The sequence below is a fragment of the Streptomyces sp. NPDC059828 genome (assembly GCF_042731955.1).
Classification (GTDB): domain Bacteria; phylum Actinomycetota; class Actinomycetes; order Streptomycetales; family Streptomycetaceae; genus Streptomyces.
The window spans coordinates 32366-48644 of the sequence record NZ_JBHWIW010000057.1; the positions used below are offsets into that span (position 1 = coordinate 32366).

Below are 16279 nucleotides of genomic sequence, written 5' to 3' on the forward strand. Positions count from 1 at the left end.
CCCGGCGTTTACCGCCTGATCAGCACCGAACTGTAGGCATGCTCCTGGCAGTCCGCCCGACCAGCGGGCTGCCTCCCGACCACAGTTCGTTTCAGGGGGTTACGTATGTCCCGACTCACCCGCCGTCAGGCCCTGGGCGCCGCAGCCGGCGTCGCAGCGGTCGTCGCGGCCACCGGTGCGGCCCAGGCCCTGCCCGCACGTACCGAAGGACACGGTGCCGACCATGGCACCGGTCACAGCAGCGCCGGTCACCACAGCACCGGCCGCGCGGCCGCGACCGCGACCCCGGGCTCTTTCGACGAGGTCTACCTGGGCCGCCGGATACAGGGCAGACCGTCGCACGGCGGCGGTCACCACGGCCACGGGGGCGGCCACGGCGGCTACACCGTGCAGGTGGACGGCAAGGAACTGCACGTGATGCAGAACGCCGACGGCACCTGGATCAGTGTCATCAACCACTACGAGCCGCACCCCACGCCCCGCGCCGTGGCCCGTGCCGCCGTTGTGGAACTCCAGGGCGCCGCCCTCGTCCCGCTCGCCCTTTCCTGATCCGGAGCACACCAGCGATGACCGTACGCAAGAACCAGGCCCAGCTCGGCTCCGACGAGAAGCGCCGCTTCGTCAACGCCCTCCTCGCGCTCAAGCGCAACGGCCGTTACGACACCTTCGTCACCACGCACAACGCGTTCATCATGAGCGACACGGACAACGGGGACCGGGTCGGCCACCGCTCACCCTCGTTCCTGCCGTGGCACCGCCGATTCCTCATCGAGTTCGAGCAGGCGCTCCAGTCCGTGGACGCCAGCGTGGCGCTGCCCTACTGGGACTGGACCGCCGACCGCACCACGGCGTCCTCCATCTGGGCGGCCGACTTCATGGGCGGCACCGGCCGCTCCCGGGACGGACAGGTCATGGACGGCCCGTTCTCCGCCGCGCGCGGTGCCTGGCCGATCAATGTGCGCGTCGACGGCCGCAACTTCCTGCGGCGCGACCTCGGCGCGAGCGGTCGGCAGCTGCCCACCAAGTCCGAGGTCGACACCGTGCTCGCCATGTCCACCTACGACGCCGCCCCGTGGAACAGCTCGTCCGAAGGTTTCCGCAACCACCTGGAGGGCTGGCGCGGTGTGAACCTCCACAACCGCGTCCATGTCTGGGTCGGTGGCCAGATGACCACCGGAGCCTCCCCGAACGACCCGGTGTTCTGGATGCACCACGCGTTCATCGACAAGCTCTGGTCGCAGTGGCAGACCCGCCACCCCGACTCGCCGTACCTCCCCGCGGCCGGGACCCCCAACGTCGTCGACCTGCGCGACACCATGCGTCCCTGGAACAACGTGACTCCCGCCGACATGCTGGACCACACGCGCCACTACACCTACGACGCGCCCGCCCCGGCAGCGTAGGCAACGCCGGACCGGCCCCGGGCCCCGGTGGGAAACACTTCCCACCGGGGCCCGGGTGCCGGTGGCACCTACCCTTGAGCAGGTGACCCAGCAGAACCCGCACCCCCGACCCCTCGCCGTCTTCGACCTGGACGGCACCCTCGCCGAGACCGGCCACCGCCAGCACTTCCTGGAGCGCAGGCCCCGTGCCTGGGACGCCTTCTTCGCCGCCGCTCCCGATGACACTCCGCTCGCCGAGGGCCTGAGTCTGGTCGCCGAGGCCGCCGCCGACTGCGAGATCGTCTACCTCACCGGCCGCCCCGAGCGCTGCCGTATCGCCACCGTCGAGTGGCTGGAGCGGTACGAGCTGCCGAGCGGCCGCATCTTCATGCGACGCAACCACGACCGGCGCCCCGCGCGCACCACCAAGCTGGAGATCCTCAAGCGCCTCGGTCGCAACCGCGCGATCCGGATGCTCGTCGACGACGACGAACTCGTCTGCGAGTCGGCGCGACGCGCGGGCTACACCGTCGTACGGGCGAACTGGGCGAGCACTTCGGCGGCGATGCGGGACGCCCAGGAGCGTCAGGGCCGCACCTGACCCGCTCCCGGCCTCCTCCCGCTCGCCGGTTCACGGCGCCGCCGCACGCGGAGCGCGACTCCTCGCTCCGCCCGACGGATGGCGACGCGCGCGTCCACGGAGACGCGTGCCCCGTCCCCATCACCGGACGGTGCTTGGGCCGAACGGATGACGGTGCCGCCCCTGCCTCCGGGCGCCCGCGTCAGTCCTCCAGGCGGAACCCGACCTTCAGGCCGACCTGATAGTGCTCGACCTCGCCGTCCAGGATGTTGCCGCGGATCTGTGTCACCTCGAACCAGTCGAGGCCCCGGATGGTCTGCTTGGCCCGGGAGAGGCCATTGCGGATGGCCTGGTCGACCCCCTCGTGCGAGGTGCCGACGATCTCGGTGACCCGATAGGTGTGGTGGGACATGGGGTCGTCCTCTCCTTTGCGCCGTGCCGGCGTTCCCCTCCACGGTGCCCCAGCGGGGGGCGGTCCGCTCCCCGAGGCCTTCGTACCCGATGCGCTGAGCGGAGCCGCCCGGAGTCGCCCGGCATTCAGACGGCGCACATCCCCGCTCCGCACACCCGTCACGTCGAATCCAGCCGGTCACGGAATTAGTTAGGGGCCGGGCTGCCGCAGGCGCTGTCCGGTGCATCCGTACGGCAGAGGAGAGCCGCCATGCCCGCTTCGCCCGCAGTCGCCCCCGCCCCGGTCGTGTCCGCCGAGCCACGCTACGTCGTCTCCCTCGCCCGTACCCAGGAGGAGGTGCGCGCCGCACAACGGCTGCGGCACCAGGTGTTCGCCGGAGAGATGGGTGCCCGGCTCGACGGCCCGGAGCCCGGGCTCGACTCCGACGCCTTCGACGCGTACTGCGACCACATCCTCGTACGCCATGAGGAGACCGGCGAGGTCGTCGGCACCTACCGGGTACTGCCGCCCGAGCGGGCGAGGATCGCCGGACGGCTGTACGCCGAGAGCGAGTTCGACCTCGCGCGGCTCCAGCCCATCCGCGACGACCTGGTCGAGGTCGGCCGCTCCTGCGTCCACCCCGCGCATCGCAACGGCGCCGTCATCGCCCTCATCTGGGCCGGGCTCGCCCGCTACATGACCCGCACCGGCCACACCTGGCTGTCCGGCTGCTGCTCGATCCCGCTCGCCGACGGAGGCACCCTCGCCGCCGGAACCTGGGACACCGTCAAGGCCAAACACCTGGCGCCCGAGGAGTACTGGGTCACCCCGCACAAGCTCTGGAACGCCGAGGGCGTCGCACGGCCCGCGGGCCGCACCGAGCTGCCCCCGCTGCTGCGCGGCTACCTCCGGCTCGGCGCCTGGGTGTGCGGCGCGCCCGCCCACGATCCCGATTTCGGCGTCGCCGACCTGTACGTACTCCTGTCGCTGCGCCGCACCAACCCGCGCTACCTGCGGCACTTCCTCTCCCTGGCACCGGTGAAATGAGCGCCTGGCTCCCCACCGCGCCCTGCACCCCCGTCGGTTGTGCCACGGTCCAGTGGCCGACCGTCGGCCGCCTCAGGGCGGTCGTCCGGCTGCTGGCGGGAGCCGCCGCCGTGCTCGCGGGCCTTGTCGTCGCTCCCGTGACGGTCCCGCTCGGCCCGCAGGGCAGGGCCCGGCTGGTGGGGCTGTGGTGCCGCACCGTGATCAGGGCCTTCGGTGTACGGGTCCGCGTCATCGGCCCGGAGGAGCACGGCAGACCCGGCCGCGCGCACTCGGCCGCCCCCGGGCCGATCCCCGGCCCCCGGCCGGCACCCCGGGCCGGGGGACACCGCACGCACCCGACGCCGCGGGCCGATCCCCGAAGAACACCCGGACAGGGCCTGGTCGTCCCCAATCACATCTCCTGGCTGGACATTCCCCTCGTCGCCGCCGTGCTGCCCGGGCGGATGCTCGCCAAGAAGGAGGTACGGAGGTGGCCCGTGCTGGGCCCGCTCGCCCGGTTCGGCGGAACGCTCTTCGTGGACCGGGACCGGCTGAGAGCACTGCCCCACCTTGTCGCGGTCATGGCGGACGCCCTCAGGGACGGAGCGCGCGTGATCGTGTTCCCCGAGGGCTCGACCTGGTGCGGCCGGACCCGGGGGCGCTTTCGCAACGCGGCGTTCCAGGCGGCACTCGACGCGGGAGCCGGCGTGCAGCCGGTACGGATCACCTACCGGCCCACCGGTGCCGCCGCGTTCGTGGGCGACGACCCGCTCACGGCGTCGCTGTGGCGGGTCGTGACGACCGCCGGTCTCACCGCGGAGATCAGGATCCTTCCCCCGATCCCCGCGGGACGCCACACCGACCGCCGGTCACTGGCCCGCGCGGCGCACAACGCCGTGACGGGCGGCGGCCCGGCCTACACGGCCGTCGACAGCGACAGCGCGAACCGCCCCGCCGAGTCCGTCCACCACTCGGACAACTTCAGCCCGGCATCAGCCAGTTCGGTGCGCACACCCTCCTGACGGAACTTGGCCGACACCTCGGTGCGGATGTCCTCACCGGCTTCGAACGGCACGACCAGGTCGAGCGCCCGGATCGTCACCTTGAGCGCCTGCCGGGCCCGCAGCCGCATCTCGACCCACTCCTCCTCCCTGTTCCACAGCGCCACATGGGCAAAGGCGTCCGGATCGAAGTCGGCCCCGAGCTCGCGGTCGATGACGGCGAGCACATTCCGGTTGAACTCCGCGGTGACCCCGGCGGTGTCGTCGTACGCCGCCACCAGTACGTCCTCCTCCTTCACCAGGTCCGTGCCGAGCAGCAGGGCGTCCCCGGGCGACAGCATCGACCGCACCGCACGCAGGAACGCGTCGCGCTCGCCCGGCAGGAGGTTGCCGATCGTGCCACCGAGGAACGCGACGAGCCGGGGCCCCGGCGTGGCCGGTAGCTCCAGCGCCTGGGTGAAGTCGGCGGTCATCGCATGGATGTCCAGGGCCGGATGCTCACGGAGCAGTGCGTCGGCAGCACCTTTCAGTGCGCTTTCGCTCACGTCGACGGGCACGTAACTGCGCAGCCCCGTCAGGGCCTCCAGCAGATGCCGGGTCTTCTCGGACGAGCCGGAGCCCAGCTCCACGAGGGTGCGGGCGCCGGTGACCGCCGCGATCTCGTCCGCGCGGTCGATGAGGATCTCCCGCTCGGCACGGGTCGGGTAGTACTCAGGCAGCCGGGTGATGTCCTCGAACAGCTCGCTGCCGCGTGCGTCGTAGAACCACTTGGGCGGCAGTTCCTTGGGGGTACGGGTCAGCCCGCGCAGCACGTCGGCGCGCAGAGCGGCGCCGGCCGCGTCGTCGGGCAGGGTGCGGGTCAGCTGGAACGGGCTCACGCAGGTGGCTCCTTCAGCGGGGTCAGCAGGACATCGGTGCGAGTGGCCACGAGCAGGGTGCGGTCGGGCACCTCGCACCAGTGGGGATGGTCGTCATACGGCTCGGACGCCACGACCGTGCGGCCGCTGGGGCAACGAGGGCGCCCGGGCTCGGCGCGATACCAGAGCGTGTCGCCCCAGGCGGTCGCCGCGACCGTCACCCCGTCCGTGAGCAGCAGGTTGAGCCGTGATCCAGGGGCCGCTCGGGCGACCTCCTGCACCGTCTCGGCCAGTGCCTCCCCGAGCCCGTCGCCGTCGCGCAGCCGGTGCAGCACCAGCGCCCACACCAGCGCGGAGTCACAACGCGCCTCCATCGAGAGCAACTCGGCCGCGGGCAGCGCCGCGGCCAGCGGCGCGACCGAGTGCGGCCAGCCCTCAACGGCACCGTTGTGACTGAACAGCCACGGCCCGGCGGCGAACGGCGCCGCCGCCGCCTCCCCGTCCGCGCCGGCCTCGGTCGCGTCCCTCACGGCCGCGAGCATGGCCCCGCCGCGCACCACGCGCGCCAGATCGGCGAAGGACTGGTCGGCCCACAGCGGCCCGGCCCGGCGGTAGCGGGCCGGGACCGGGTCGTCCGCGGCGTACCAGCCGACCCCGAAGCCGTCCGCGTTCACCGTCCCGTACCGCTGGCGGCGCGGCGCCCAGGACTGCCGCAGGAGCCCGTGCGGTGGCGCCACCAGCAGCTCACCGAGCACGGTCTGCGGACCGACGAAGGCGATATGGCGGCACATCACGCGTCCCTCGCCGTGCGGAACCCGGAGAAGATCTGGCGGCGCACCGGAAGGTCCCAGTTGCGGAACGTACCGCGGCAGGCCACCTGATCCACGGCGAACGAGCCGCCCCGCAGCACCTTGTAGTCGGTCCCGAAGAACACCTCCGAGTACTCCCGGTAGGGGAACGCCACGAACCCGGGATACGGGAGGAAGTCGCTCGACGTCCACTCCCAGACGTCACCGATGAGCTGCCGGATCCCGAGCGGCGACGCGCCTTCGGGATACGCCCCGGCCGGGGCGGGACGCAGATGGCGCTGGCCGAGATTGGCCCGGTCGGGAGCCGGATCGCCGTCGCCCCAGGGATAGCGCCGGGAGCGCCCGGACCCGGGGTCGTGCCGGGCCGCCTTCTCCCACTCGGCCTCCGTCGGCAGCCGCCGCCCCGCCCAGCGGGCGTATGCGTCCGCCTCGTACCAGCTCACGTGCAGCACGGGCTCTTCCGGCGGCACCGGTTCGGTCACCCCGAACCTGCGCCGCAACCACTGGCCGGCCTCGCGCCGCCAGAAGAGCGGCGCTTCGATGTCGTGCCTGCGGATCTGGTCCCAGCCCCCGTCCGCCCACCAGCGCTCGTCGGCGTAGCCGCCGTCGTCGACGAAGGCCAGGAAGGCGCCGTTGGTGACGGGCGCGGTGTCCAGGAAGTACGCCGGGAGTTCGCGCTGGTGCGCGGGTCGTTCGTTGTCCAGCGCCCAGGGTTCCGCAGAGGTGCCCATGGTGAACGGGCCTGCGGGGACCAGCACTTCGGACGGCAGTCCGGCCATGCCGCCGGGGGGCGGCTCGGGTGCGTCCAGCGCTGCCGGACCGTGCCGCAGCTGATGGGTGATCAGCATGGTTTCGTCGTGCTGCTGTTCGTGCTGGGCGATCATGCCGAAGGCGAAGCCGGAGTCCACGAGCGGCCCGCCGCACAGCGGATGCTGATCGAGGACCTCGAGCACCCTGCCCCGTACGTCGGAGGCATAGGCACGGGATTCGGCGGGGGAGAGCAGCGGCAGCGACGGCCGCTCGGCCCGCGGGTGCTCGAAGGCGTCGTACACCGGGTCGATCTCGGGGCGTATGGCCTCACGCCCGGCGACGGCCCGAAGCAGCCACTGCTCCTCCTGATTGCCGATGTGCGCCAGGTCCCAGACCAGCGGCGACATCAACGGCGAGTGCTGTGCGGTGAGCTCGTGGTCGTCGACGCAGGTGGTGAGGAGGGCGGTGCGGGCCCGGGCAGCGGTCAGCGCGTCCAGGGCGCGCAGCCTGAGCGCCTCCTCGTCGGACGCCACCTGGGACTCGTTCATGAGTGGATCTCCTTGCCGTGGTGCACGTTCCGCTGCTCGCCCCGGTGGAACGCGAAGTCGTCGGCCGGGCAGCGGCCCGGCAGCACATAGCGGTCGAAGAACTCCACGACCGCTTTCTCGACGGCGCTGGAAGCACCCAGCCTGGGCAGCGCCTCCAGGGCGACACCGAAGCAGCTGACGGCGGCGCCGTGCAGTTCCGGGTCGGTGAGTCCGTCGCGGGCGGCGGCGGTCCACAGGGGGTTGCGCGGTGCGGGCAGTGGTCCGGCCAGCTCGGCCAGCGGTTTGACCATGCGGTACGCGATCTCCGCGGCCTCGGGGTCGTCGAAGAGCGCGGTGGTGACCGCCACCGGCACCTTCCAGCCGTCCTCGCCCGACTGCGCGTCGATCATGCGCAGTTCGAGATGGCCACGCGGGCGTACCGGGGGGAACAGCGTGGTCATGTGGTACTCGAGATCGGCGCGTGTGGGGGGCCTCGGCAGTCCGGTCCGTATCCACTGCCGGAAAGTCAGCCCCTCGGGCGACGGCCAGGGGCCTTCGGCGGCCCTGACGCACATCACCGGCGTGTCCAGCACATGGGCCGCCCAACCCGTGCGCGGCTGCGCACCGGGGTCGGGCGCGAGCGCCCGTACCGGGTCCAGGTCCGCCCACAGGGCCTGACGGGTCGACCGCCAGCCGGTCGGACGGCCCTCGCCCGCAGGTGAGTTGGCGAACGCCGCCACCAGCACCGCGCCGAGCAGGTGCGCCAGCTGCCATCGCCTGCCGAGTCCGAGAGGTCCCGGTTCCTCGAACCCCGCGTCCAGGCACACCTGGACGGACGCGGATGAACACATCATCGAGCGGCCGGCCGGCCCGGTCCGGTTCAGATACCGCTCCATCGCGTCATACCGGGGCTCGTGCAGCAGTCTGCGCGGGGGATTCCACGGATCGTGGCCGTGGCCGTCGAGGCTGAGCCCGGACGCACGCAGCGCGTTACGGACGGTGTCGAGGTCGGCCGCCATGGAGTCGATGCACTCCATCAGCGACGTGGCGGGCTGCGAGCTGAGCTCCAGCTGCCCGCCGGGTTCGAAGGTCAGTGCCGAGCGGAGCGGTAGCTCCCGCACCCCGGAGTACACCCGCTCCAGCCGCGACGGCTCGACGGGTCTGTCGGGGTGGTCCGGTTCGTGTACGAGCCACTCGAGCTCGATCCCGACCATGCGGGGCGGACCGGTCTTGAAACAGATGCAACGCAGCAACTCTTCGGCGGCGCCTTCGCTGAGCAGCGGTTCGCCGCCCCCGACATCGCGTGCGGCCATGATCGGATCCTCCTGTCGCAAGCGCTCCGTCCACCAGAAGTCACAGCCGTCCATTCGCACAAGGGAGATCATGTGGGGGTAAGAAGGCCGTAATAGGTTTGCCGGCGCCCTGTGGGATCACTGAGGATTCCGGGCATGAGTGCACGTCTACGGGGGATCGCGAGACAGACCCAGGAGATCGTCGAAGCAGGTCGCTACCGGGCGCCGGGCGGCCATGGGGTGACGATCGGCGGAGAACTGTCCGCGGCTGTCGAAGGAACTCGGATGTACGGGCCCGGACCCGTGCCGGTGGTGCCCGACACGGACCGTTCCAGCGTATGCGAGGTCACCGGAGAGAGCAGCCTGGACGCTGCCCGCCGGCTCACCTCCCGGGCGCCGGGCACGGTGGCGGTGCTCACCTTCGCGTCGGCCCGCAATCCCGGTGGCGGCTATCTCAACGGCGCCCAGGCCCAGGAGGAGGCCCTGTGCCGGGCCTCCGGGCTCTACACCACGCTGCTGCGGGTCCCGCAGTTCTACGAGCACCACCGAGCGGACCGGAGCCCCTTCTACTCCGACCGGGTGATCCACTCGCCCGGAGTCCCGGTCTTCCGCGACGAGCGGGGCCGGCTGCTGGACACGCCGTACACGGTCGGCTTCCTCACGTCCCCCGCCCCGAACGCCGGCGTGATCCTCAGCCGCACGCCGGACGAGGCCGCCCGGATTTCCGCCGCGCTCGCCTCCCGCGCCGAGCGCGTTCTGGAGACGGCCGCAGTGGCCGGCTACCGGCGACTGGTCCTCGGGGCCTGGGGCTGCGGGGTCTTCCGCAACGATCCGGCGCAGGTGGCGGGGGCCTTCCGGGGGCTGCTGCGGGACGGCGGCCGGTTCTGCGGTCACTTCGACGAGGTCGTGTTCGCGGTGCTTGACCGCGGCCAGGGGCAGCGGACGCTGGAGGCTTTCCGGGTGGCGTTCCCCGAGGGCGGCTCCGGGCGGGTCGCAGAGACCCGTGGGCGCGGTTTCCGGGCTGCGGAGGCGGTCGGGACCGCCGGGGAGGTGCGGTGACCCCGCGCCTCGACCCGCGCACCGCCCGCCGCCGCTTCACCGCCGTCACCTTTCTCTTCTGGCTGCCCGTGGGGCTCTACCTGCCGTCGCTCGTACTGCTGCTCACCGAGCGCGGCTTCAGCGTGGCGGCCGTCGCCGGACTGTTCGCTGTGCACTCGCTGACCGTCGCCGTGCTGGAACTCCCCACGGGCGGGCTCAGCGATGTCATCGGCCGCCGCCCCGTACTGGCGGCGGCGGGTGTGCTCAATCTGACCGCTCTCGTGCTGTTCGCCCTCGGCACCAGCGCCTGGGTGCTCACGTCCGCGATGCTCCTGCTGGGCTCGGGGCGAGCCCTGTCCAGCGGACCGGCCGAGGCCTGGTACGTCGACACCGTGCAGGCGCACTCCGGCCCGGATGCCGAACTGCGCACCGGACTGTCCCGGGCCGGCACCGCTTCCGCCACCGCGCTGGCCGTCGGCACCCTGACCGGCGGGGCACTGCCCTGGCTGCTGGGCCTGGGATCCGACCCCGGGGCGCGGCTTGCCGAGGTCACCTCCGGGGTCGTGCTGCCGCTCTCCGTACCGGGGTTGCTGGGCGCGGCAGTCGTACTCGTCTTCGTCACCTATGTGCTGACCAGACTGCCCGAACCACCCCGGCCCCCCGCCACACTGCGCGATGTCGTCGCGGGAGTCCCGGCGACGGTGCTCGGCGGACTGCGGCTGGGCGCGAGTGACCGGCTGGTCCGACGGCTGCTGCTCACCGCATGTGCGACCGGCGGTGCGTTGGGCACCATCGAACTCCTCATGCCCGGCCGGACCGCCGCGCTGACCGGTGCAACCGCATCCGGTGCGGTCGTCTTCGCACTCCTCGCCTGCGGGGGCTTCCTCTGCACGGCCGCCGGCAGTCACCTCGCGCCGTTCGTGGCCCGGGTCACGGGCGGCGCCCAGCGCGCTGTGCTCGCCGGTCTCGGTGCGATGGCGGCCGGCCTGCTGGTCCTCGCAGCCACCGCCGCCTGGTCGGGTCCCTTCGTGCCGGCGCTCGCCGCGTTCGGCTACGGACTGATCTATCTCGCCCTCGGCGCCACCGGCCCCAGCGAGAACGAGCTGCTGCACGGCCGCGTCAGCGGCGCGCACCGGGCCACCGCCTTGTCGGTGCAGTCCCTCGCGCTGCAAGCGCTGGGCGCCGCGACCGGTCTGGTCGCCGGTGCGTTGCCGCAGGGGCCCCTGCCCTGGCTGCCGGGTGCGCTGCTCCTGGCGGCGGGAGCCCTGCTCTGGGTCCACAGGGCGCACCACCACAGCGGTGAGCTTCGCGATCGCGACGACCGCCGCGATCGCGCCGAAAGCGCATGCACCGATACGAGGGCCGCCACCGCGCATACCGGCGCCGGAGCGTGATCGATCGGTAGCTCCTTGCAGCGGATCATGCCGTGAACGGCATGGTTGCGGGGGGTCGGCGGGGTGCGAGCCGAAGCCGCCGGGCGCCGCCGCGTCAACGGCGCCGGTGGTCAGGGCGCGGCGAACACTTCAGGCCACTCACCGATTTCCGGGCCTGATCGCTCTGGAAGTATCCCAGAGCGATGAGTCAGACACCCAGGGCGATGACCCAGACACCCAGACAGCCGGCAGAACGCTCCCTCATGGCCGACCGGACCGTCCCGACCAGCGCCGACGTCGCGCGGCTGGCAGGCGTCTCCCGGGCCACCGTCTCGTACGTACTCAACAACACCTCGGCGGTGCGGATCAGCGAGCCCACCCGTCGGCGGGTGCGCGAGGCGGCCGAAGAGCTGGGCTATGTGCCGCACGCGGCGGCCCGCAGCCTGCGAGCGGGGCACACGCGTATCGTGCTGCTGCCCACCGCGCATGTGGCGCGAGGCCCACTCGACGGGCACTTCATCGGCGAACTCCAGTGGGCGCTGCGGCGCCTGGACTACACCGTCGTGCAGTACGGCAGTCTCGGCCTGGACGGCGACGCCGCCGCCAGGGCGTGGGCCGAACTGCGGCCCGTCGCGGTGGTGTCCCTCGGCGAGGTCGCACTCACCCCGCAGGGGGTGGACGTGCTCAAGCGCTCCGGAGCGCGAGCGGTGATCACGCTGGGCCCGCAGCAGGTGCGGGGGGCCCACTCGCTGGTCATGGACCAGCGCGAGGTGGGGGTCCGGGCGGCGCAGCACCTGCTGGAACGCGGTCGGCGACGGATTGGCATGATCATGCCTGAAGAGCCGGGGCTGGCACTCTTCCGTGAGCCACGCCTCGCCGGGCTGCGACAGACCGCCGAACCCCTCGGCGCGACCGTCACACCGCTGCCACTCGGATACGACGAGTCAGCCGCGGACGCCCTCGCGGGACGCTGGCGCGAACTCGGACTGGACGCCGTGTACGCGTACAACGACGAGTACGCCATGCTGCTGATGCGAGCGCTCCAGGACGCCGGGATCGGCGTCCCCGACGAGACCGCGGTGATCGGCGCGGACGATCTGCTCCTCGGGCGGCTGCTGCGGCCACGGCTCAGCACGGTCCGGATCGACATGGTCACCGGACAGCATCTCGCGGAGCTGGTCGACCGGGTGGTCCGCGATCCGGGCGGTGCTCCCGAGCGGCACGATCTGCTGGGCGCGCGGACGATCGGCCGCGAGTCCACGTGAGCGTGCGGCGTCGGCGGTGCGTCGCTAGCGTCAAGGCATGAGTACCCTTCCGCGGCACTTCCAGATCCTGCTGGTGCCGTCACACGTGGTGGACCGTTCCGGTGCGGCCGTGGAGGACAGCGCGGTGCGGTCGGCGACCGTGGAGTACACGGGTGAGACCGGCGCCTCCGGCTATCCGCGCTATTCAGGGCACGGCGTCATCGCCGACATCGATACGGCGACGCGCACCGTGGAGGCGCTGCTGGTGGACGGTGCGGAGCTGGACTACGGCCTGACCGCGCTGGTGTCGGACTACCCGAGGGCCTGAGCGACGGTACGGACCGGCCCGGGCGGTGCGCCCTCACGGCGCATGCCCGGGCCCGTCCGTACCGCTGTCCGCCGCGGCTGCCGCACCGCGATCCGCCGCGACTGCCGTTGGTGCCGTCGCCGGGCCTACTGCGCCTGCTGCCCGCCGCCCTGGGCCTGCTGGGCTGCCTGGGCGTCGGCGATGGACTTGCGGACCTCGTCCATGTCCAGCCCCCTCGCCTGCCCGATCACATCCTCCAGCGCCGACTCCGGCAGTGCACCGGGCTGCGCGAAGACGGCCACGTTGTCCCGGATGATCATCAGGGTCGGAATCGACTGGATCTCGAACGCCGCGGCGAGTTCCTGCTGCGCCTCCGTGTCCACCTTCGCGAAGACAAGGTCGGCGTGCCGCTCGGACGCCTGCTCGTAGACGGGGGCGAACTGGCGGCACGGGCCACACCAAGAAGCCCAGAAGTCGATCAGGACGAATTCACTGTCAGCTACAACCTGATCGAAGTTTTCCTTGGTGAGCTCGATGGTGCTCATGTGTTCCAACCTCTTCCTGCTGTCCGTAGTGGGGGACGCCCAGCACAACCGTGTGCCGGGCGGGCCGTATTCCGCCTGCCCATGTGGCCCCGCCGCACACGTGGCTCCAGACTTGTCCATATGACCGAAGCCGTGGAGTACGACGTGGTGGTGCTGGGCGGGGGTCCCACCGGGGAGAACGTGGCGGAGCGGGCAAGGGCCGCAGGGTTGAGTACGGCGCTGGTGGAGAGCGAGTTGGTCGGCGGCGAATGCTCGTACTGGGCGTGCATGCCGAGCAAGGCGCTCCTGAGGCCGGCGATCACCCACTCCGACGCCCGACGCGTCCCGGGAGTCCGCGAGGTGGTGCACGGCTCGCTGGACACCCCGGCGGTGCTCGCCCACCGCGACGAGTACACCTCGCACTGGAAGGACGACGGCCAGGTCGCCTGGCTCGACTCGACCGGCGCCCGTCTCTACCGCGGCCACGGCAGACTGCACCGCCCCAGGAAGGTCGTCGTCACCGGACCCGAAGGCGAACACCATGTGCTCACCGCCCGGCATGCCGTCGCCGTGTGCACCGGCACCAGGGCCGTGCTGCCCGAACTGCCCGGGGTGGCCGGCGCCAGGGCATGGACCAGCCGCGAGGCCACCAGCGCCAAGGCCGCGCCGGGCCGCCTGGTGGTGGTCGGCGGGGGAGTGGTGGGCACCGAGATGGCCACCGCATGGCAGGCACTCGGCTCCCAGGTCACCCTGCTCGTCCGGGGCAAAGGGGTGCTGCCGCGGATGGAGCCCTTCGTCAGCGACTACATCGTGGACGCCCTCACCGAGGGCGGTGCCACGGTCCGCACCGGGTCGTCCGTCGAAGCCCTGCGCCGTGACGGAGGCGAAGGACCGGTCACCGTGATCCTCGAAGGCGGCGAACTGATCGACGCCGACGAGGTCCTCTTCGCCACCGGACGCGCTCCCCGCACCGAGGACATCGGCCTGGAGACGGTCGGCCTGGAACCGGGATCCTGGCTGACGGTCGACGACACCTGCCGGGTCGAGGGCACCGACTGGCTCTACGGCGTCGGCGACGTCAACCACCGTGCCCTGCTGACCCATCAGGGCAAGTACCAGGGACGCATCGCGGGAGCCGCGATCGGAGCCCGGGCCCAGCACGTCCCCCTGCTCGAAACCGACCGCTGGGGAGCGCATTCCGCCACCGCCGACCACGACGCCGTACCCCAGGTCGTCTTCACCGATCCCGAGGCGGCGGCCGTCGGCCTGACCCTCGCCCAGGCGGAGGCCTCTGGCCGCCGGGTACGGGCGGTCGACTACGACCTCGGCGCGGTCTCCGGAGCGGGGCTGTACCTGGACGGCTACCGCGGACGTGCCCGTATGGTCGTCGACCTGGACAGGGAGATCCTGCTCGGGGTCACCTTCGTCGGACCCGGCGTGGGTGAGCTGCTCCACTCGGCCACGATCGCCGTCGCGGGCGAGGTGCCGATCGACCGCCTGTGGCACGCCGTACCCTCCTACCCGACCATCAGCGAGGTCTGGCTGCGGCTGCTCGAGACCTACCGGGGCTGAGCCGCGGAGGCGGCGCGCGCAGAGGAGGCACCCGAACAGGTCGACCGCGGCACCCGGATGGCTCGCAGCGCTCGCGCACCCCCCGCCCCCGGGTTCTGCTGGGACCACCCATTCATACCGGGAGGTCCTGCCATGCCGGACAACGGAGTTCCGGGCAACGGAGCGCCGGACGACCGAGTGCCGGACCCCGGCTCGGCCGATCTGAACCGACTGCGCGACCGTGTCGCGGCACTCGAGTCCCAGCAGGAGAAGCGAACCCCCCGGCACCGCACGAGGTCCTTCTTCGCCGCGCTGCTCATCGTGCTCGGCTGCGTACTCGCGCCGTTCGGCGTCGTCGCCGCATGGACGGCGGACGAGATCGGCGACACCGACCGCTATGTGGCCACCGTCGCCCCGCTCGCCTCCGACGCGGACGTCCAGCAGGCGGCCGCGGCCCGTGTCACCAACGCGGTGATGGAACACATCGATCTGGGCGCACTGCTGGAGGAAGCCGCCCCGGCGGACCGGCCCTTGCTGGACAAGCTCATCGGCCAGGTGGGCAACTCCCTGGAAGGCGCCGTGCGCAGCTTCGTCCAGGACAAGACCCAGGAGATCCTCGCCTCGGACGTCTTCAGGACCATCTGGATCGACGCCAACCGCGACGCCCACGCCGCACTGGTCAAGGCCCTCACGGGCAGCGCGGACAGCACCGTGACGATCCACAACAACTCGGTCACCGTCGACCTCGCACCGGTGATCGACAGGGTCAAGCAGCGCCTCGTGGACGACGGGCTGACCATCGCGTCGAAGATCCCCGAGGTGCACACCGACTTCACCGTGCTGCGCTCCGACGACATCGGCCGCGTGAAGACCTACTTCCGGCTGCTGCAGATCGCCGGGGTCTGGCTGCCGGTCATCGCGGTGGTGCTGGTCATCGCCGGTGTGCTGCTGTCCAGGCACCGGCGCCGGGCCCTCGTCGCCGGCGCGCTCGGCCTCGCCTTCGCCGCGGTGGTACTCGGCGTCGCGCTCACCGTGTTCCGGGTGGTGTATCTCAACGCGCTGCCCGACAGCGTCTCGCAGCCCGCGGCGGGCACGATCTACGACACCATGACGCGCTATCTGCGCACCATGGTCCGGGTGACCATCGCGCTGGGCGTGGTGGTGGCCCTCGCCGCCTGGCTGAGCGGCCCCGGGCGGTACGCCACCCTCGTACGGCAGCTGTGGATCTCGGGAATCGCCGCGGTACGTGCCACGGCCGACCACTGGGGCATGCGCACCGGGCCCGTGGGTCCGTTCGTCCGGCGATACCGGTCCTGGATCACCTGGGTGCTGGTGGCCGTGGCGCTGCTGGTGTTCATCCTGTGGAGCTACCCCACGGGCTGGGTCGTCATCGCCATCGCGCTGGTGCTGCTGCTGGCCATGGCGGTGGTGGAGTTCCTGGCCCAGGACAGCACTGTCGGCACGAAAAACACCGGGGCGGACGGGCCGGGACCGGTCAGACCGCCCCGGACTCCGTCCGCCCCGTGACCACGGATCAGCCCTTGCGGGTGTTGATGTCCTCGGTGAGCTGGGGGACGACGTTGAAGAGGTCGCCGACGACGCCGTAGTCGACGAGGTCGAAGATCGG

The 16279-nt window shown here is 71.9% G+C and carries 17 protein-coding genes; 11 read left to right on the forward strand and 6 right to left on the reverse strand.

Features of this window, described 5'->3' with window-relative positions:
- Nucleotides 1-105 precede the first annotated feature (105 nt).
- The 3 genes from ACFV6V_RS27185 (at nt 106) to ACFV6V_RS27195 (ending at nt 1983) form a co-directional block, all read left to right on the forward strand.
- On the forward strand, nt 106-549 hold the full coding sequence (locus ACFV6V_RS27185; protein ID WP_385569954.1) for a tyrosinase cofactor: 444 nt from the start codon (nt 106-108) through the stop codon (nt 547-549).
- Between the two features lie 17 nt (nt 550-566).
- Nucleotides 567-1403, forward strand: coding sequence for a tyrosinase family protein (locus ACFV6V_RS27190; RefSeq protein WP_385569956.1), 837 nt, complete (start codon nt 567-569; stop codon nt 1401-1403).
- An 82-nt stretch (nt 1404-1485) separates the two neighbouring features.
- Nucleotides 1486-1983, forward strand: coding sequence for a hypothetical protein (locus tag ACFV6V_RS27195; protein ID WP_385569959.1), 498 nt, complete (start codon nt 1486-1488; stop codon nt 1981-1983).
- Between the two features lie 181 nt (nt 1984-2164).
- Here ACFV6V_RS27195 and ACFV6V_RS27200 read toward each other — a convergent pair whose 3' ends face one another.
- On the reverse strand, nt 2165-2374 hold the full coding sequence (locus ACFV6V_RS27200) for a dodecin (RefSeq protein WP_361280766.1): 210 nt from the start codon (nt 2372-2374) through the stop codon (nt 2165-2167).
- A 249-nt stretch (nt 2375-2623) separates the two neighbouring features.
- On the opposite strand from ACFV6V_RS27200, the gene ACFV6V_RS27205 reads away from it, so the two are divergent.
- Nucleotides 2624-3400: a GNAT family N-acetyltransferase gene (locus tag ACFV6V_RS27205; RefSeq protein ID WP_385569962.1), complete on the forward strand. Its 777-nt coding sequence runs from the start codon at nt 2624-2626 to the stop codon at nt 3398-3400.
- Nucleotides 3397-4401 (forward strand): lysophospholipid acyltransferase family protein, encoded by a 1005-nt coding sequence (locus ACFV6V_RS27210; protein ID WP_385569965.1) that lies wholly within the window; start codon nt 3397-3399, stop codon nt 4399-4401. The genes ACFV6V_RS27205 and ACFV6V_RS27210 overlap by 4 nt, the downstream gene beginning before the upstream one ends.
- Here ACFV6V_RS27210 and egtD read toward each other — a convergent pair.
- The 4 genes from egtD to egtA are packed head-to-tail and all read right to left on the reverse strand — an operon-like array spanning nt 4296 to nt 8636.
- Nucleotides 4296-5258: an L-histidine N(alpha)-methyltransferase gene (egtD, locus tag ACFV6V_RS27215; protein ID WP_385569967.1), complete on the reverse strand. Its 963-nt coding sequence runs from the start codon at nt 5256-5258 to the stop codon at nt 4296-4298. The two genes, ACFV6V_RS27210 and egtD, sit on opposite strands and share 106 nt — an antisense overlap.
- Nucleotides 5255-6028, reverse strand: a complete 774-nt coding sequence (gene egtC, locus ACFV6V_RS27220; protein WP_385569970.1) for an ergothioneine biosynthesis protein EgtC — start codon at nt 6026-6028, stop codon at nt 5255-5257. The genes egtD and egtC overlap by 4 nt, the downstream gene beginning before the upstream one ends.
- Complete coding sequence (gene egtB / locus ACFV6V_RS27225) at nt 6028-7344, reverse strand: ergothioneine biosynthesis protein EgtB (protein WP_385569972.1); 1317 nt, start codon at nt 7342-7344, stop codon at nt 6028-6030. The genes egtC and egtB overlap by 1 nt, the downstream gene beginning before the upstream one ends.
- On the reverse strand, nt 7341-8636 hold the full coding sequence (gene egtA / locus ACFV6V_RS27230) for an ergothioneine biosynthesis glutamate--cysteine ligase EgtA (protein ID WP_385569975.1): 1296 nt from the start codon (nt 8634-8636) through the stop codon (nt 7341-7343). Before egtA ends, egtB begins: the two co-directional genes overlap by 4 nt.
- 135 nt (nt 8637-8771) lie before the next feature.
- On the opposite strand from egtA, the gene ACFV6V_RS27235 reads away from it, so the two are divergent.
- The 4 genes from ACFV6V_RS27235 to ACFV6V_RS27250 all read left to right on the forward strand — a co-directional run bounded on the left by ACFV6V_RS27235 (nt 8772) and on the right by ACFV6V_RS27250 (nt 12598).
- Nucleotides 8772-9674, forward strand: coding sequence for a TIGR02452 family protein (locus ACFV6V_RS27235; protein ID WP_385569978.1), 903 nt, complete (start codon nt 8772-8774; stop codon nt 9672-9674).
- The gene (locus tag ACFV6V_RS27240; protein ID WP_385569980.1) at nt 9671-11047 is read left to right on the forward strand and encodes an MFS transporter; all 1377 of its coding nucleotides are present in this window, start codon (nt 9671-9673) and stop codon (nt 11045-11047) included. Before ACFV6V_RS27235 ends, ACFV6V_RS27240 begins: the two co-directional genes overlap by 4 nt.
- Nucleotides 11048-11250: 203 nt before the next feature.
- Nucleotides 11251-12291 carry a LacI family DNA-binding transcriptional regulator gene (locus ACFV6V_RS27245; RefSeq protein ID WP_385569983.1) on the forward strand — a complete coding sequence of 347 codons (1041 nt, stop codon included), beginning with the start codon at nt 11251-11253 and terminating at the stop codon, nt 12289-12291.
- A 37-nt stretch (nt 12292-12328) separates the two neighbouring features.
- Nucleotides 12329-12598 carry a hypothetical protein gene (locus ACFV6V_RS27250; RefSeq protein WP_385569985.1) on the forward strand — a complete coding sequence of 90 codons (270 nt, stop codon included), beginning with the start codon at nt 12329-12331 and terminating at the stop codon, nt 12596-12598.
- 125 nt (nt 12599-12723) lie between these two features.
- Here ACFV6V_RS27250 and trxA read toward each other — a convergent pair whose 3' ends face one another.
- Nucleotides 12724-13122, reverse strand: a complete 399-nt coding sequence (gene trxA / locus ACFV6V_RS27255; RefSeq protein ID WP_385569988.1) for a thioredoxin — start codon at nt 13120-13122, stop codon at nt 12724-12726.
- Between the two features lie 120 nt (nt 13123-13242).
- On the opposite strand from trxA, the gene ACFV6V_RS27260 reads away from it, so the two are divergent.
- Together ACFV6V_RS27260 and ACFV6V_RS27265 are read left to right on the forward strand one after the other, a co-directional pair.
- Complete coding sequence (locus ACFV6V_RS27260) at nt 13243-14673, forward strand: dihydrolipoyl dehydrogenase family protein (RefSeq protein WP_385569991.1); 1431 nt, start codon at nt 13243-13245, stop codon at nt 14671-14673.
- Between the two features lie 132 nt (nt 14674-14805).
- A complete protein-coding gene (locus tag ACFV6V_RS27265; protein WP_385569993.1) occupies nt 14806-16179 on the forward strand; it encodes a hypothetical protein in 1374 nt (457 codons plus the stop codon).
- Nucleotides 16180-16279 lie beyond the last annotated feature (100 nt).